Genomic DNA, 15,457 nt, shown 5'->3' with positions numbered 1-15,457 from the left:
TCTCCTGCCGTACATCAGATTGCACATGGCTGTAACAAATGCCTGCGGACACCGTCACCTATAGTCGCAATCAGCATCTGCGCGCATGTACGCGTGTTCGATGCGCTGCACATTTGGTCAGAAGCTGAATGTGAGCCTCAAAGTTTGTGAAAAAAAGGTGACCCCAAATGATTAAACAACGTCTCTGCCTGTCTATCTTGTCCGCTCTGATTTGTACCCAGGCGCTTGCCGCCGATGATTTTGCTGGCTTTTTTGTCGGGATTAAAGCGGGCGATAATCGCTCGAGCACTTCCGGCAATTTCCAGACGGATAGCAAAAACGCCGTCACCGCGGGTGGCGAGCTGGGTTACAACCTGCAATGGGATAGTTTTTTGATCGGCCTGAGCGGCTTTTATGATTACGTCGATAAATCCGATCACAACCTGCTGAGCACCGGATTGACCAGCAATTATGGTGCGCGGCTGGGTGGCGCTGATTTCAAGCTGGGTGTACCGCTCAATAAATTTCTACCCTATATCAAGCTCGGCTACGGGCGGTTGGAAGGTTCGGGCGGCGATGGCTTGATCAATAACTTTGGCGGCAACGATTTCCACGGGGGTGCCGGCCTTGAATACAAAATTGCGCCGCATTGGGGGCTAGCGGGTGAATGGACGCAAATGCGCGTGGGCGATAACGGCGTCAAATTCAAAAGCAATAGCTACACCCTTAACCTGAACTATTACTTTGGCGCGCCTGCCCCGGCGCCTGTTCCTGTGGCTGCACCCGCTCCGGCGCCTGCTCCCGCGCCCGCTCCGGCCCCTGCGCCCGCACCGGCACCAGAACCGCAAGTGGTAACCAAGCATTTCTCGCTCAAGACCGACGTGCTGTTTGCCTTTGGTAAAAACACGCTGAAACCGGAAGGCAAAGACGCGCTCGACAAACTGTATGCCGAGGTCAAAGATCTGGATCCCAAAGAAGGTAAAGCCATCGTAATCGGCTATACCGACCGCATCGGCAGCGAGAAATACAATATGGACCTCGGCTACCGGCGCGCCAAAGCGGTGGCGGATTATCTGATTTCCAAGGGCGTGCCGCCGGACAAGATCGACGCACAAAGCAAGGGTAAAGCGGATCCGGTTACCGGCGACAGCTGCGCCAAAATCAAGAATCGCAAGAAGCTGATCGAATGTCTGGCGCCGGATCGTCGCGTGGAAATTGATGCGCAAGGCGTGCACGAAGAAGTGCATATGCAAGAAAACTCGACGCAATAACGACGGCGCGTACGCCGCCGCAGGCATAGAGAAAATCAAGGCACAGTCCGGCGCAGCATGGCCGGCTGTGCCTTTGTTGCTTCAAAACCCGGCGCGCTGCGATGCGCGCTTTTTTTCAGGAATGTTCGGGCATGTCGAAAGTCAGGGTTGCTTGCTTTACCGTCTCACTGGATGGCTACGCCGCCGGGCCGGATCAGGATGTGCATAACCCCTTGGGCATCGGCGGTACAGCGTTGCATCCGTGGCTGATCGGTACACGCACCTTCCAGAAAACACTGTTTGGCGCTGACGGCGGTAGCACCGGCGTTGACGACGATTTTGCCGCCGCCGGTTTTGCCAACGTGGGCGCGTGGATCCTGGGCCGCAACATGTTCGGCCCGGTGCGTGGCCCTTGGGCTGAACCCGAATGGCAAGGCTGGTGGGGGGATAATCCGCCCTATCACGTTCCGGTATTTGTGCTGACCCATTACGCGCGGCCCCCGCTGCACATGGCGGGCGATACGACATTTTATTTTGTGACGGGCGGCATCGAAGACGCCCTCGCGCAAGCCCGGGCAGCGGCAGCGCATCAAGACGTGCGCATCGGCGGCGGCGCCAGCACGATCCGGCAATACCTGCGGGCGGGATTGATCGACCAATTGCATATCGCCATCGCGCCGGTGCTGTTGGGTGCAGGTGAAAGATTGTTTGAAGGCCTGAATATGCGGGCGCTGGGTTATGAATGTGTGCGCTCGGTGGCGTCGGAACAGGCAACGCATGTGCTGTTGCAGCGTACCGGCAGTGCCGTCTCCTGAAGGCGGTAGAGCCGGCGCAACCCGACGTGTACCTCGCGGTGTGGCGATCGGTTCATGCGGCGGCGCTTGGGCAGCGCTCGCCGTCCGCTTGCGCTGGGGCGCGGTCTGACCACCGTGCGAACATTGCAGCGACTTGCTCTGCGGCTGGCACATGATAAAAGCGCTGCGTCGCAATCCCCGCTTCTGCCAGCCAGGCATCGCGGCGCGCGTCTTTGTGCTCTTTGCCACGATGAGTGTGGTCGTCCAGTTCAACCACGCCGATAACGGCCAGCGCGCTGTCGCACAATACAAAATCGCAAGCCAACTGGGATACCCGCCGCCAATGTGCCAGATTCTGGCGGGCGTCGCCGCCGTGCGCGGTGAGTAACTGGCCCATGGAAACCTGGGTCAAAACCTTCCAGCCGTGCGGCGCATGGGCGGCCAGCAAGTGGTACATCTGGATTTCATGCGGCGATAGCCAACGTGCGCGTTTGAATCCGGGCGTGGGCAAAACGCGTGGTCGCCAGCGTGGGTATCCGGAATTGCCTGACCTGAGCCTGAGCACCAGGCCGGTGATGATTGATAAGGCCATGCAGCCAACCACGGTCATGAACGGTAGTCCGGCGCGGGCGGGCACCCTTGCGGATGGGTCATTGCTTGCCACGGGGGAAAATGACGGCGCCTGCGCGGCCAATGCAGGCTTTGCGGTCGCTGCGGCAGGAATTACGGCAGGAATTACGGCAGGAACGGCAGTCGCGCCCCGCCCGGTTTGAGCCAGTCCGGATGCCTGCGGCAATTGCGCCGGGCCATTGCGGACCAGCAAAGTATCGAATTCTTCGGCAGTCTTGCCCGCAGGATGATCACGCGTGACGGGCGTCGCCACGCTATAGGCTGCGTCCCCGGCGCACGGCTTGTCTTGATAAATGTGTGCGCCACGCGGCCCCGCGCATTCCCACACCGGGTCGGCGTAAACCCCCGTCGCGCCAAGTCCGAAAACTACCATCCCTAGCATCCAGCAAAACCGCATGTGCCCTCCCGATATGAGGGCGACAGCATAGCAAGTGGCTGGCAGCTCATCAGCCATGCCGTTGCGCAGTGTTGCGCATAGATGCTGTCTGGTATTGCGAGAGGCGTTTTCGGGCGGCGCCATCCCGCATGGCAAGCACGTTCCTGGTACGCGGCCAGCCGCGCCGTCGTATAACAAAACGGGCGGCCCGCTTATGCAGTGCCGCCCGCTTGCCTGGCGATGCTATCCACCACTGAATCGAGTTTAAACCGGCGTGGCCGAGGTCGATTCGGTCTTGTCTTTAACCAGCTTTTTCAACAGAACACCCATTACCAGGCCCGCAATAGCTGTACCAATCAATGACTTGATCATTTTGTTTCTCCGAGAGCGAATGTGCTGACGCTAGTTTTGAGAAATCGCGCGGGCGCCGTTAGCAGGACAACGCCTAAAGCCGTGTAGTACATGGCCGGATGAGCGGCAGCGGCGCTGAGCAGCCATCACGCGCGCCGCCGTGTAACCGCGTTCGGGCTTTATTGCTTCTGCAGATCGCCCGGTTTCCACGTCTGATCAAAAAACGCCTGCTTCGGCCCATACAGCCGCACAATCACCAGCACCCCCTTCCCTTTGACGGTCTGTATCCAGTTTTTGCCTGTGCCTGGCGAGGTGGGGCCAAACCAGATATCGGTCGAGCCATCGGCATTCTGGATGGGCTTGTCCATCTGGTTTAGCGATGGAAACGCCTGGCCATTGGGCATGCCCGATGCACTCAGACCGTCATACGCGGTCACCGACCAGAACAAGGCGGCCGGTACGTCGGCGGGCAGCGTCATTTTGTAGGTTTTGCCGCCGTCAAGATAATTGCCGTCGGCATCGCGCGAAGTTGCGGGATATTTGGCGCCTGCGCCGACGATATTCATCACCATGCCCGGGCTGTCTGAATAAGCAGAGGTAAAGAAGGCTACGCGCTGTTCCAGATTGGTGTAGCTGCCACTGGACTGGAATTCGGTATTTTCTCCGGCAAAAGTATTTACGTATTGGCGATCTTTGTAATACAAACCGCCCGCCTCATTAACCAGCAAATCATTGCTGATTACCTTGCTCATCTTGAATGCCGTGCGTGCCGCCTGATCCAGCAATTTGCGGCGCTTGGCATCGGGCGCATAAGGCTTGCCTTTTTCAATACCGATGGTGTGCAAGAAACCGCGCATATCCAGATCGGCCGGGTCTACCGCTTCGGCTTCGATAAAACGCGACAACATATCGAAATAAGCACCGTCATGCGGAAACAGCATATTGATTTGCGCGCCTGTCGCATCCGGAAATTGCATCGGCAGCGCCTGCTCTTTTTTGCCCAGCGGATATATGCGGGTTTGTTCGACTTCGGCCACTGGGGTGGTCAGGTCAGCGGGGTTTTTAAAGAAGGTGCGCCAGAACAAAAACACATTATTGGTGCGCGACCGATAAACAAAACCTTCGCTCGGTTCCGGGCCGGTATAGCCCGGCGGTAATACCACATAAGTGCCGCCCTTGCCTTTATCCGGCCCCGCCAGGCCGACGTCGCCGCGCCAGGTTTTGCCGTCGATGGTCGGACCCACCAGGGGACGCTGGAAGAAATCATCAAACATGCCCTGCACACCCGGCGGTGCCTCCACCACCAAGGGGCCATATTTGGCCAGGTCCAGATAACTCATGGCGTAAACCAGATCGGAATTGGGCGTGGTGACCAATGTCTTGGCGTTAATGCGGCCTTTCCACGTGGGCAGAATGTTATATCCGGCGCCGAATTGCTTTTCTGAAGCCTCTTTCATGGCCCAGATATTGATCGCTGGCAATGACCATAAATAAGCCTGGGTCGCGCGTTGAAAAATCAATTCATCCGCCAGTTTCTGGCTGCTGGCTTTGGTGGGGAACCCGTTTTTAAACGGCGAATTGGCCAATTCGTCATAACGCGGTGCAGCAAACCCCGGGCTGGATAAGGCCACGGCCAAGGTAAATGCGAGGGTTTTAAGCATGGATGCGGAATTCGACATGAACACGTTCCTTGCGTGCGGTTGGGCGGTGTGGCGGCTTATTGCGCGTAGCGACAGCAAACCGAAAGGTCAGCATAGTTGTGAAGGTAAAATTTGCAAGACTGGGCATGTACGCCCCAGCCGCGCCGCGCCGCCCGTGTTGCGGAAACTACCTGGATACGGCGTTTCAAACGCACGTTAATGTAGTCGCAATTCCGGCACTACAAGACTGGACGATCGCACTGAGAGCACGTTGTTTACCAAAAGAACGATGGAGCAGACTCTGATGAGGCATTTAGGAAGGTCCCTGTATTTCTGGGTGGTGGTAGCCATCGTGGTGGGTGGATTGATCGGCTATTTCAATCCGCCCCTGGGCGTGGCGCTCAAACCATTGGGCGACGGGTTTATTGCGTTGATCAAGATGCTGATAGGCCCGGTGATTTTCTGCACGGTGGTGCTGGGCATTGCCAACGCGGGCGATATGAAGAAAGTAGGTCGCGTTGGCGGTAAAGCCTTGCTGTATTTCGAGGTGGTCTCGACCTTTGCCTTGGTGATTGGCTTGCTGGTGGCCAATATTCTCAAGCCCGGGCAAGGTTTCAACGTTGACCCCAAAACGCTGGACCCCAAACTGGCTGCTGAATACGCGCAAAAAGCGCATGAGCAACATGTAGTGGACTTTGTGCTGCATATCATCCCCAAAACCTTTGCCGATGCATTTGGTGGCTCGGGCGATTTATTGCAGGTTTTGCTGGTCGCGGTGTTGTTTGCTTTTGCGCTGAACAAGATCGGCAGCAAAGGCGAGCCGGTGTTGCGCTTTGTCGAAGGCTTGTCGGATATTTTCTTTGGCATGGTGCGCGCGCTGATGTGGCTGGCGCCGCTGGGCGCGGGCGGTGCCATGGCGTTTACCCTGGGCAAATACGGCCTTAAAGCCTTGCTGCCGCTGGCCAGTCTGATGGCGTGTTTCTATCTCACCTGCATTTTGTTTGTGCTGATCGTATTGGGTGCAATTGCGCGCTATTGCGGCTTCAGCATCATCAAGTTTGTGGTGTATATCCGCGAAGAGTTATTGCTGGTGCTGGGCACGTCTTCATCCGAAAGTGCCCTGGTGCAATTGATGCGGAAAATGGAAAACGCCGGTTGCCCCAAAGCCGTGGTGGGCCTGGTGGTACCCGCGGGCTATAGCTTCAATCTGGATGGCACCAATATCTATCTGACGCTGGCGGCGCTGTTTGTGGCGCAGGCAATGAATATCGATCTGACGCTATGGCAGGAATTGTCGATCTTGTTGGTCGCCATGCTCACTTCCAAGGGCGCGTCCGGCGTAACCGGTGCCGGCTTTATTACCCTGGCGGCCACATTGGCGGTGGTGCCGGATATTCCGGTGGTGGGCCTGACCTTGATACTCGGCGTTGATCGCTTTATGTCGGAAGCCCGCGCGCTGACCAATATCGTGGGGAATGGCGTGGCCAGCATCGTGGTGTCCAAATGGGAGAAAGAACTGGACCACGCCAAGCTGAAACAGGCGCTGGGCTGAGCGCGGCGTCGGTACGCAAAAAGCCCCGCTGCCATCCACGCGATGACAACGGGGCTGATCCGGCGCACTGCCCGGCTTTGCCTCAGGCGGCGGCTGCGCTATCCAGATGCACGCTCAGACCGGTGGCGCTATAGGTCGCGGTCACCTTGAAGCCGTTCACCGTGATGCTGCCAAAGGTGCCTGCCAGTGCTTTGGCGCTGATCAGGGTCAGCGTGGTCCCCACCGTCGGCGTGTAGCCATTGGCAAAGCTGACGTTGAGCGCGCCGCCCGCCAGGGTGACCGTGCCGCTGGCCTTCAACTGACCCTGGGTGCCGCTGCCGATAACCAGATTGGAAGTACCTGTCGCCAGTTGCGTGTAGTTGGCCACCGTCAGCGCGCTGGCCGCGGCTATGGTGGCGGCACCTTTGCCGACGTAGACATCGCCATTGCCAAAGGCACTGACGCTATCGGCTTGTAGCACGCCGCCTTCGATGTCGGTGCCACCGCTATAGCTGTTGGCGCCCGCCAGATGCAACGTGCCCGTGCCCTTCAGCGTGAGCTTGCCCGCGCCGGCGATGTCGTTGCGCCAGGTATCGGCGGCGTTAAAGCCGCCCAAGGTCGAATCCATGCTGACGGCGACATCGCCGTTGAAAGCACCATAGCCGTCGCCCGCTTTGAACAGATCGATGCGGCCCCAGCCTTCTGCGTCGTCCATCACCGGGTAGCCAGACGGCAAAGCCGTGGTCTTGAGCACCACGCGGCGCTGGCTGTAGGTCAGATACGGAAACCGTGTCTGCAGCAGGATTTCGGCGCCTTTGGGCACTGTTGCCAGTTTGGTGGTGTCGCCGATCTGGCTAAAGCCATAGGTCAGGCGGCGGGTGTTATTGGCTTTGTTGGTGGCGTAATCGGCAAAGCGGTCAGTGGTGGTGTCGGCCGAGTGCGCGTAGGTCATGAATGCGCTTTCGCTGCTCGCGCCCGCGGCGGCCATCAGCGCGGTATGGGCTTGGGCATAGGCCACATCGGCCACGCCGGTATTGGCGCGCAGATTGGCGGCGACGGTGGCCAGGGCCTGGATACGGCCGCCGATCACATCCAGCGGCGAATGCATGCCCGCGAGAATGCGGTTCTCGCCCAGTTCCAGCCCGCGCGACACCATTTCCTGAAAGCGTTCCGGCACCAGCCACGCCATGGTAAAGGCGTCACGACCGGCCTCAGCCGAATGACCGCTGGGGAAGCCGCCATCGGTATTCGGCGTGCTGCTTTCCGCCGGTACCAGCGCCGGAACCACCACCACGCTGCTGCTCCAGCGGAATGGCCGTGCATATTTGTAGAAGCGTTTGGCCGGTTCGGTCGAAGCGTTGGTGCCGACCGTGGTGCCGAGCAAATCCACCACATTGCCAAAGGTGGTGTTGGTGGCCGCGCCCACGCCGACGTTGTTACCGGTATCGCTATAAGCCACGCTGGTGGCATCGGCGGCCACACTGGTAATGCTGGTGGTCTGCTGCGCGGCGGTGCGCCATGCCGTGGTCAGCGGGCCCATGCCATCGGTCACGCTATAGCCCTTGCCGCGACGATCATCCAGATAGGCTGCCGTGGCCTGATCGGCCGTGCGCGTGCTGGTGGCGGTGACCACGTACTGGATGTTCTGTGCCAGTACGTTGCTGTTAAGGATGCTGCCATCTGTGGCATCGCCGGGGATGCCGGTCCAGGTGCTGGCGACGACGGCAGGAAAGTCGCCATACGCCGTGGCGGTGACGCCGGCATCGACAATCAGCGTGCTCGGCTTCCACAGATCAAGGTATCTGGCCAGTACACGCACGCCAGCGTTGGTATCCAGCGTGGCGTAACGGGCGTCGCCGCGTTGGTTGGTATACGCGTAATCCACAAACGGCAACACGGTGGCGGTGTCTTGTACCGTGGCGATGTCTTCCGCGCCGGTGCCTGTGGGCGCGGCCGGGATAGTCAGCGCGGTGGACGCAGTGCTGGCGCTGGTTGACGTGCTGCTATCGCTGTCGCCACCACACCCGGCAAGGGCAAGCGCCAGGGCCAGCGGCAGGATGGCGAGCGGAAAATAAGGTTTTTTTTGCATTATGAAAGTCCGTGTCAGTAGAGGGTCGGCAGACCCGGCTGGATAAAACGGACTGAATGCTAGAGAGCCAACATGAGAGAAAGATGACGGTTTTGTATCTGTATCGGCCGATACGGATACGTTTGCGCTTGCCCGCGCCCGCCAGGCCGCGCCAATGCTGTATTTGGCGCGACTGCAGGTTTTTGCCGCAATTTAAAACAAAGTTAAACGCTTAACCGGGGTCGACCGGATTGGTGATGGCGTGAATGGCAGATTGCGCATTCGGATGCAGCGCCGCGTGCGCGGCCGCCTCGGCCCGGCGCGCGGCCAGTTTCTGTTGCAGGCTTTCCGGCATCGGCCATTGCTGCAGCACCCATTGCAGCGCGGCGCTCAGTCTGGCGCGATCGTAATCCAGGCTGAACACATGCAGGCTGGCACCGTGCAACAGTAAACGCCAGGCCAGCAAATCGGCTTCAAACGGCGCATCCGGCGCAAAGCCGAAGATGCGCTTGTCGGCAGTGGCCATGATGGGATTAAGGCGCTCGGCCAGGCGTTCATCGCCGCGGGCCGCCATCCACAACTCCAGCACCGCCAGCGAATCGGTTTGCCCCTGCGCATGGGCCAGACCGTAGAGCGCCAGGTAGATGCGCTCTCTGGGGTTAAACACACCAGCGGCATCGATCTTGCCGCCTTCAATGCCGATCAGCTCATCCAGCAAAGCGGGCAACAGATCAAGCAAACCATCCGGAAAGTGATAGCGCAGCGCGCCGCGACTTACGCCGCCACGTTCGCATACGCGGGTTTCGGCCAGCCGGGCATAACCCTGCTCGATCAAAAGCTGGCGGGCGGCATCGAGCAATGCCTGACGGGTCTGGCTGGAGCGGCTCTGGCTATTCATGCGCGCCATTCTAGCGGGGTGCGCGCCACCTGCCACGTCATAAAAAAGACATACATGTATGTTTTGATATGCGCCCCGATACCCAACTAAAACACTGGGACACAACACGATGAGCATTAACTTCAAACGCTGGATTGCAGCGGCTCTTGGCGGCATCGTCATGGCCGGCGCACTGGTAGGCTGTAATAGCGGCGATGACTCGGCCAGCGCCACGCCGACCATCAACAGCATCAAGCACGTTTTTGTAATCACGCTGGAAAACGAAAACTACAGCACGACATTTGGCAGCAGCACCAAGGCCACGTATCTGGCGCAAACGCTGGCCGGCCAGGGCGCGTTGTTGCAAAAGTACTACGGCACCGGCCACGTCAGCCTGGATAACTATATCGCGATGATCTCGGGCCAGTCCGGCAACCCGGTGACCAATATGGATTGCCAGTCGTTTACTGAATTTGCCCAGACCGGCACCGATGCCGATGGCCAGGCCATTGGTAGCGGCTGCGTCTATCCGGCCTCGGTTAAAACCCTGCCCGACCAGCTGACGGCCGCCAGCCTGACCTGGAAGGGCTATATGGAAGACATGGGCAACGACCCGTCGCGCGAAAGTGCCACCTGTGGGCACCCGGTCATTGGCGCGGTGGATTACACCCAGTCGCCCGAAGCCTCCAGCACCGCAGTGGCCAATGGCGACCAGTACGCCACCCGGCACAATCCCTTTATGTATTTCCACTCGATCATCGATAACAACGCAGATTGCGGCAAACACGTGGTTGAGTTGAATACGCTGAAGAGCGATCTGGCCGCCGTTTCGACCACCGCCAACTTCAACTTCATTACGCCCAATCTGTGCCATGACGGCCACGATGCACCGTGCGTGACGGGTGAAGCCGGTGGCCTGACTTCGGCCGATGCCTTCCTCAAGACCTGGGTGCCGATCATCACCAGCTCGCCGGCCTTCAAGCAAGACGGCCTGTTGATCATCAACTTTGATGAAGGCAGCTACGCCGCCACCACCGTGGCCAGTGGCGTGATGAAGCTGACTTATGCGGGCGAAACCTGCTGCAACCAGAAAAAAGGCCCCAACCTGGGCGACTACCCGCAAACCTCGGCGCTGGGCAGCTACAACGGCTACCAGATCCAGGTGGAATACAACAGCTTTGGTGGCGATAACACCGGTGCGGTGCTGATCTCGCCGTTTATCAAAGCGGGCACAGTCACCACCACGCCGTACAACCACTACTCGCTGCTGCGCAGTATTGAAGACATCTTCAAGCTCAGCCACCTCGGCTACGCGGCGCAGGATGGATTGACGCCGTTCGGCTCCGACATCTTTACCAACCTCAAGTAGCGCGGACCACCGCAGCGCAACCCGCGTGCCGCCGGCTCGCAACCTGGTCACGCTGCGCTGGCCCCGACACGGCGTGCGCAACCCCTCCCAGCGCGGGGTTGCGCGCCGTTTACCTTTTCGCGAATCCAGAGCTCATGAACCTTATCTCTCGTCGTAATGCCTGGCTGGTGTTGTTGCTGGCGGGCCTGGCTGCTACCTCCATCCTGTTCCAGGCGCGGGCACGTGCGACCACGGCGCCGGCGCCAGCCCAAACGGCCGCTGCGGCCCCACTGCCGGACAAAGCCGCTCTCGCCGCTTTGGGCCGGCAATTGTTTTTTGATCGCGGCTTGTCGGCGTCCGGCCAGCAAGCCTGCGCCACCTGCCACGCCGCCGAGCGGGCATATGGCCCACCCAATGCCCTGCCCGCCCAGTTTGGCGGCGCGGATATGACGCATCAGGGCATGCGCGCCGTGCCGTCCTTGCGCTACACCCTCAACAAGATGCAAGCCTGGCACGTGGAAAGCCCGGCCAGCATGATGGAACGCGCCGAAGCGCAAGAGCTGCCGCCCACGGGCGGCCTGACCTGGGATGGCCGCTTTGACACGCTGCATGAGCAAGCGGCGTTTCCCTTGCTCAACCTCGATGAAATGGCCAATGGCACGCCGCAAGGGTTTGCCGAGCGGCTGCGCCACAGCAATAGCGCCAGCGCCTTCGACCAACTGTTCGGCCGCGCGGTGCTGAATAACGACGTGCAAGCGCTGCATTTTGCGGGCCTGGCGCTGGCGCAGTTTCAGCTGGATGACGCCAGCTTCCATCCCTACAGCAGCAAGTTCGACGCATGGATGGATGGCAAAGCCACGCTGACGGCGCAAGAAGCGCGCGGCAAACAATTGTTTGACGACCCCAAAAGCGGCAATTGCGCGTCTTGTCACTTTGATCATCAAGGTGCCAACGGCGCCCACCCGGTGTTTACCGATTACCAGTTTGAAGTGCTGGGCGTGCCACGCAATGGCGAGTTGGCGGTTAACAAAGACCCCAAATTCTTTGATATGGGTTTGTGTGGCCCGCTGCGGCAAGACCAGGCCAAACAGGATGGTTATTGCGGCATGTTCCGCACGCCCACGCTACGCAATGTGGCGACGCGCGCCGTGTTCTTTCACAACGGCAAATTCCACGATCTGAAAACCGCGCTGCAGTTCTATGTGCAACGCGATACCGCGCCGCAAAAGTGGTACCCCAGCGTGCACGGCAAGCTGCAGAAATTTGATGATCTGCCCGCCGACAAGCGCGCCAATGTCGACACCAACGACGAACCGCTCACGCGCAAACGCGGCGGCACGCCAGCGTGGAATGACAAGGATGTGGATGATGTCATCGCGTTTTTGAATACGCTGACGGACCGCGATGCGCTGGTGGTAGCGAAAAAATAATCCCGCCCTTGCTTGAACTGCGGCAGGCGCTAGCGCGGTATCAAGTGCCTGCCGACGGCGCGGCATGCCAGTCGCGCACCGCCTGGGCAAACAAACGCAACGCCGTGGGCGGATGGCGGTTGGCCGGGTAGTACAAACACAGGCCAGGCTGCGCCGGGCTCCAGTCCTGCAACACTTGCACCAGTTGGCCGTTGGCGAGGTACTCGGCCACTTGCGCCTGGTTGACCCACGCAATGCCGATGCCACGCAAAGCCGCCTCGATCGCCAGCCGCATGCTACCCACCGTGACTGGCCCGTTCACGTCCAGATTGATCGGACGCCCGTGGGATTGCAGGTCCCAGCGATACAACGCCCCGCTTTCAAAGCGAAACCGCACGCAGCGATGCTGGAGTAAATCCAGTGGCACTTGCGGCGGCGCATGCTGGGCAAAGTATTCGGGGGCAGCCACCGCCGCAAAGCGCAAATCTGGCCCGAACTTGACCGCAATCATGTCCTTGGGTACCGCCTCCTGCAGGCGGATGCCCGCGTCGTAGCCGGCGGCCACGATATCAACCAGGCGCGTGTCGACTACAAATTCCACATGGATGTCCGGGTAGCGCTGCAAAAATCCCGGTAGCACATATTGCATCAGCGGCAAGGCGGCGGTTTCTGAGCTATTGATGCGCAAGGAGCCCGAGGGTCGCTCGCGCGCATTGGTCACTTCCTGCAAGGCTTCGTCGATGTCGGCCAGCGCGGGACGGATGCGATTAAGCAACTTTTCGCCCGCCTCGGTCAGCGCCACCGAGCGCGTGGTGCGATTCAGCAACCGCGCGCCCAGTCGCTCCTCCAGCGCGCGCATGGCGTGGCTCAAGGCCGAGGGGGAAACATCCAGCAAGCGCGCTGCAGCACGAAAACTGTGCTGTTCGGCAATAACGGCAAAGGCGCTCAGTTCAGAGACGGCAGTCTTGGGCATTAATGAATTTCCTTCACTAGCAGGTGCGCTTAAAGCCGGATTGTTCAGAATATCACCCAGCCATAGACTTTGCTCCATCTTGTAGCACTGGCTGGAGCCATGCATGACCCCGATCTCACCCGCAGCAAGGCCCGCCCGATGACCGCCGCACCACACAAGGCGGCGGCCGCGCACAGCCTGCGCTTGATGCTGATCCTCAGCGCGCTGATGTCGTTTTCTTCGATTGCCACCGACCTGTATTTGCCGGCGCTGCCGACACTGGTCCGCGAGCTGCACACCAATAGCGGCCGCGTGGAATTGACCATCTCAACCTTTTTGATCGGCTTTAGCCTCGGCCAGCTGTTCTGGGGGCCGCTGAGCGATCGCATCGGGCGGCGCTGGCCCATCGCGGCCGGGCTGTTGTTGTTTGTGCTTGGCTCGGTGGGCTGCGCCGTGTCCGCCGACATCGCTCAATTATTACTCTGGCGCGTGGTGCAAGCGCTGGGTGCCTGTGCCGGGCCGGTGCTGGCGCGGGCCATGGTGCGCGATCTGTATCCGCGAGAACGCGCGGCGCAAATGCTGTCCATTCTTATCCTGATGATGGCAGTGGCCCCGCTGGCCGGCCCGTTGCTGGGCGGACAGATTCTCAAGCTGTGGTCATGGCGGATCATTTTTGTGCTGCTCGCCGGCTGCGGTCTGCTGGCGCTGCTGGCATTGCGCTGGCTACCCGAAACCCTGACACCCGGCCTGCGCAATCAAGCCCCCCTGCGTAGCACCCTGGCCGAATATGTGCAGCTGATCCGCGACCCGCGCCTGCTGACCTATGCGCTGGCGGGGGGCTGCTATTACGGCGGCTGCTACGCTTTTATTGCAGGCACGCCCTTTGCCTACGTCGATTACTACCATGTCGCGCCGACCGATTTCGGTTTGCTGTTCAGCGTGAACATCCTCGGCCTGATGGGTATGAATTATCTGAATACGCGCTTGATTCCGCGCCTCGGCAGCCAACTGCTGTTCCAGATCGGCGCGCTGATCGTGGCGCTGGCGGGTGTGGTTCTGATCATCGATGCGCGTAGCGGCTTTGGCGGTGTGGCCGGGCTGGCGATACCGGTGTTTTTCTTTATGGCGCCGAGCGGTTTTATCGTCGCCAACTCGGTGGCAAGTGCGCTGGCGTTTTTTCCGCGCCAGGCAGGCGCTGCATCTTCGCTGGTGGGTGCGGTGCATTACGGCAGCGGGGTGCTGACTGCCGCGCTCTTGGGCTGGCTGGCCGATGGCACGCCGTGGCCCATGGGCTTGATCGTGGGTGTGGCAGGCCTGGCTTGCCTGGCGATTGCACTGCTGCCACGCATCCATCCCGCGTTTTGCCCCACGCTGAACAAAACCGCAATCTGACAAGGAACATGCTCATGACTCAACGTACCTGGTTTATCACTGGCATCAGCAGTGGCTTTGGCCGCGAAATGACCGAGCAATTGCTCGCGCGCGGCGAACGCGTGATTGGCACCGTGCGCGATCTGCACAAGGTGGCCGATTTGAGCGCGCAATATGCGGACACTTTCCATGCTGAACTGCTGGATGTAACCGATACCGATGCGATCGGCAATCTGGTCGAACTGAGCTTCGCGCGGCACAAGACCATCGATGTGGTGGTCAGCAATGCGGGCTACGGCCTGTTTGGTGCCGCAGAAGAGCTGTCGGACAGCCAGATCGACCAGATGATTGCCACCAATCTGGTCGGCTCTATCCAGTTGATCCGTGCGGTGATTCCGCATCTGCGCGCCCAGGGCGGTGGGCGCATCATCCAGCTCTCCACCTATGGCGGTCAGGTGGCGTTTGCCGGCAATTCGCTCTATCACGCGACCAAGTGGGGTATCGAAGGCTTTGTGGAATCGGTGGCGCAAGAGGTGGCCGGTTTCAATATCGGCATGACCCTGGTCGAGCCGGGCGGCGCACGCACCGAGTTCCGCTATGGCAGCGCGCAGGTGGCCAAACTGCTGCCGATCTATGACAACACGCCTGCCCATGCCTTTTTGCGCATGCTCGACCCGGCCAACGGCCTGGCCCCGGGCGACCCGGCGCGGATGGCCAGCCGCATTATTGAAAGTGTCGACCAGCACCCTGCTCCGCTGCGCATGGTGTTGGGCTCACAAGCCCTGGCCAGCACGCTGACCGTGTTACGCAAACGGGTAGCGGATTTTGAGACGCAAACCGAGCTGGCCGCCTCCACGGATTTTCCGGCTGGCGAATAAGCG

Annotated in this window: 12 protein-coding genes; 7 read left to right on the top strand and 5 right to left on the bottom strand. The window is 59.9% G+C overall.

The features are described from left to right. The first annotated feature begins 167 nt into the window (after positions 1 to 167). Together ACYQ1A_RS02110 and ACYQ1A_RS02105 are read left to right on the top strand one after the other, a co-directional pair. Complete coding sequence (locus tag ACYQ1A_RS02110; protein WP_499359812.1) at positions 168 to 1,250, top strand: outer membrane beta-barrel protein; 1,083 nt, start codon at positions 168 to 170, stop codon at positions 1,248 to 1,250. A 131-nt stretch (positions 1,251 to 1,381) separates the two neighbouring features. Beyond that, on the top strand, positions 1,382 to 2,044 hold the full coding sequence (locus ACYQ1A_RS02105; protein WP_499359810.1) for a dihydrofolate reductase family protein: 663 nt from the start codon (positions 1,382 to 1,384) through the stop codon (positions 2,042 to 2,044). A gap of 52 nt (positions 2,045 to 2,096) precedes the next feature. Here the strand turns inward: ACYQ1A_RS02105 and ACYQ1A_RS02100 are convergent, their stop codons facing one another. After that, on the bottom strand, positions 2,097 to 3,026 hold the full coding sequence (locus ACYQ1A_RS02100) for a DUF2726 domain-containing protein (RefSeq protein WP_499359808.1): 930 nt from the start codon (positions 3,024 to 3,026) through the stop codon (positions 2,097 to 2,099). A 533-nt stretch (positions 3,027 to 3,559) separates the two neighbouring features. Next, positions 3,560 to 5,059: a DUF1254 domain-containing protein gene (locus ACYQ1A_RS02095; protein WP_499359806.1), complete on the bottom strand. Its 1,500-nt coding sequence runs from the start codon at positions 5,057 to 5,059 to the stop codon at positions 3,560 to 3,562. Between the two features lie 265 nt (positions 5,060 to 5,324). Between ACYQ1A_RS02095 and ACYQ1A_RS02090 the strand changes: the two genes are divergently transcribed. After that, positions 5,325 to 6,572 (top strand): dicarboxylate/amino acid:cation symporter, encoded by a 1,248-nt coding sequence (locus tag ACYQ1A_RS02090; protein WP_499359804.1) that lies wholly within the window; start codon positions 5,325 to 5,327, stop codon positions 6,570 to 6,572. A gap of 82 nt (positions 6,573 to 6,654) precedes the next feature. Here the strand turns inward: ACYQ1A_RS02090 and ACYQ1A_RS02085 are convergent, their stop codons facing one another. Further along, positions 6,655 to 8,640 carry an acid phosphatase gene (locus ACYQ1A_RS02085; protein WP_499359802.1) on the bottom strand — a complete coding sequence of 662 codons (1,986 nt, stop codon included), beginning with the start codon at positions 8,638 to 8,640 and terminating at the stop codon, positions 6,655 to 6,657. A 211-nt stretch (positions 8,641 to 8,851) separates the two neighbouring features. Next, entirely contained in the window at positions 8,852 to 9,517 is a 666-nt protein-coding gene (locus ACYQ1A_RS02080; protein WP_499359800.1) for a TetR/AcrR family transcriptional regulator, read from the bottom strand. A gap of 109 nt (positions 9,518 to 9,626) precedes the next feature. On the opposite strand from ACYQ1A_RS02080, the gene ACYQ1A_RS02075 reads away from it, so the two are divergent. Then, on the top strand, positions 9,627 to 10,865 hold the full coding sequence (locus ACYQ1A_RS02075; RefSeq protein WP_499359797.1) for an alkaline phosphatase family protein: 1,239 nt from the start codon (positions 9,627 to 9,629) through the stop codon (positions 10,863 to 10,865). 134 nt (positions 10,866 to 10,999) lie between these two features. Next, the gene (locus ACYQ1A_RS02070) at positions 11,000 to 12,274 is read left to right on the top strand and encodes a cytochrome-c peroxidase (protein ID WP_499359796.1); all 1,275 of its coding nucleotides are present in this window, start codon (positions 11,000 to 11,002) and stop codon (positions 12,272 to 12,274) included. A gap of 40 nt (positions 12,275 to 12,314) precedes the next feature. On the opposite strand, the gene ACYQ1A_RS02065 is transcribed toward ACYQ1A_RS02070, so the two are convergent. Beyond that, positions 12,315 to 13,226, bottom strand: coding sequence for a LysR family transcriptional regulator (locus ACYQ1A_RS02065; protein WP_499359793.1), 912 nt, complete (start codon positions 13,224 to 13,226; stop codon positions 12,315 to 12,317). Between the two features lie 99 nt (positions 13,227 to 13,325). Here ACYQ1A_RS02065 and ACYQ1A_RS02060 point away from each other — a divergent pair, with 99 nt between their 5' ends. Both ACYQ1A_RS02060 and ACYQ1A_RS02055 read left to right on the top strand, forming a co-directional pair. Next, complete coding sequence (locus tag ACYQ1A_RS02060) at positions 13,326 to 14,597, top strand: Bcr/CflA family multidrug efflux MFS transporter (protein WP_499359791.1); 1,272 nt, start codon at positions 13,326 to 13,328, stop codon at positions 14,595 to 14,597. 14 nt (positions 14,598 to 14,611) lie between these two features. Continuing rightward, positions 14,612 to 15,454 (top strand): SDR family oxidoreductase, encoded by an 843-nt coding sequence (locus ACYQ1A_RS02055; RefSeq protein ID WP_499359788.1) that lies wholly within the window; start codon positions 14,612 to 14,614, stop codon positions 15,452 to 15,454. Positions 15,455 to 15,457: the final 3 nt, after the last annotated feature.

It is taken from the genome of Silvimonas sp. JCM 19000 (assembly GCF_054652575.1).
Note: the sequence above shows the minus strand (reverse complement) of the source record. Positions and strands in the feature narration are given on the sequence as shown.

Coding starts and splice junctions, on each gene's coding strand:
- ACYQ1A_RS02110 (WP_499359812.1), top strand. CDS start 168: ATGATTAAACAACGTCTCTGCCTGTCTATCTTGTCCGCTCTGATTTGT.
- ACYQ1A_RS02105 (WP_499359810.1), top strand. CDS start 1,382: ATGTCGAAAGTCAGGGTTGCTTGCTTTACCGTCTCACTGGATGGCTAC.
- ACYQ1A_RS02100 (WP_499359808.1), bottom strand. CDS start 3,026: ATGGTAGTTTTCGGACTTGGCGCGACGGGGGTTTACGCCGACCCGGTG.
- ACYQ1A_RS02095 (WP_499359806.1), bottom strand. CDS start 5,059: ATGTCGAATTCCGCATCCATGCTTAAAACCCTCGCATTTACCTTGGCC.
- ACYQ1A_RS02090 (WP_499359804.1), top strand. CDS start 5,325: ATGAGGCATTTAGGAAGGTCCCTGTATTTCTGGGTGGTGGTAGCCATC.
- ACYQ1A_RS02085 (WP_499359802.1), bottom strand. CDS start 8,640: ATGCAAAAAAAACCTTATTTTCCGCTCGCCATCCTGCCGCTGGCCCTG.
- ACYQ1A_RS02080 (WP_499359800.1), bottom strand. CDS start 9,517: ATGAATAGCCAGAGCCGCTCCAGCCAGACCCGTCAGGCATTGCTCGAT.
- ACYQ1A_RS02075 (WP_499359797.1), top strand. CDS start 9,627: ATGAGCATTAACTTCAAACGCTGGATTGCAGCGGCTCTTGGCGGCATC.
- ACYQ1A_RS02070 (WP_499359796.1), top strand. CDS start 11,000: ATGAACCTTATCTCTCGTCGTAATGCCTGGCTGGTGTTGTTGCTGGCG.
- ACYQ1A_RS02065 (WP_499359793.1), bottom strand. CDS start 13,226: ATGCCCAAGACTGCCGTCTCTGAACTGAGCGCCTTTGCCGTTATTGCC.
- ACYQ1A_RS02060 (WP_499359791.1), top strand. CDS start 13,326: ATGCATGACCCCGATCTCACCCGCAGCAAGGCCCGCCCGATGACCGCC.
- ACYQ1A_RS02055 (WP_499359788.1), top strand. CDS start 14,612: ATGACTCAACGTACCTGGTTTATCACTGGCATCAGCAGTGGCTTTGGC.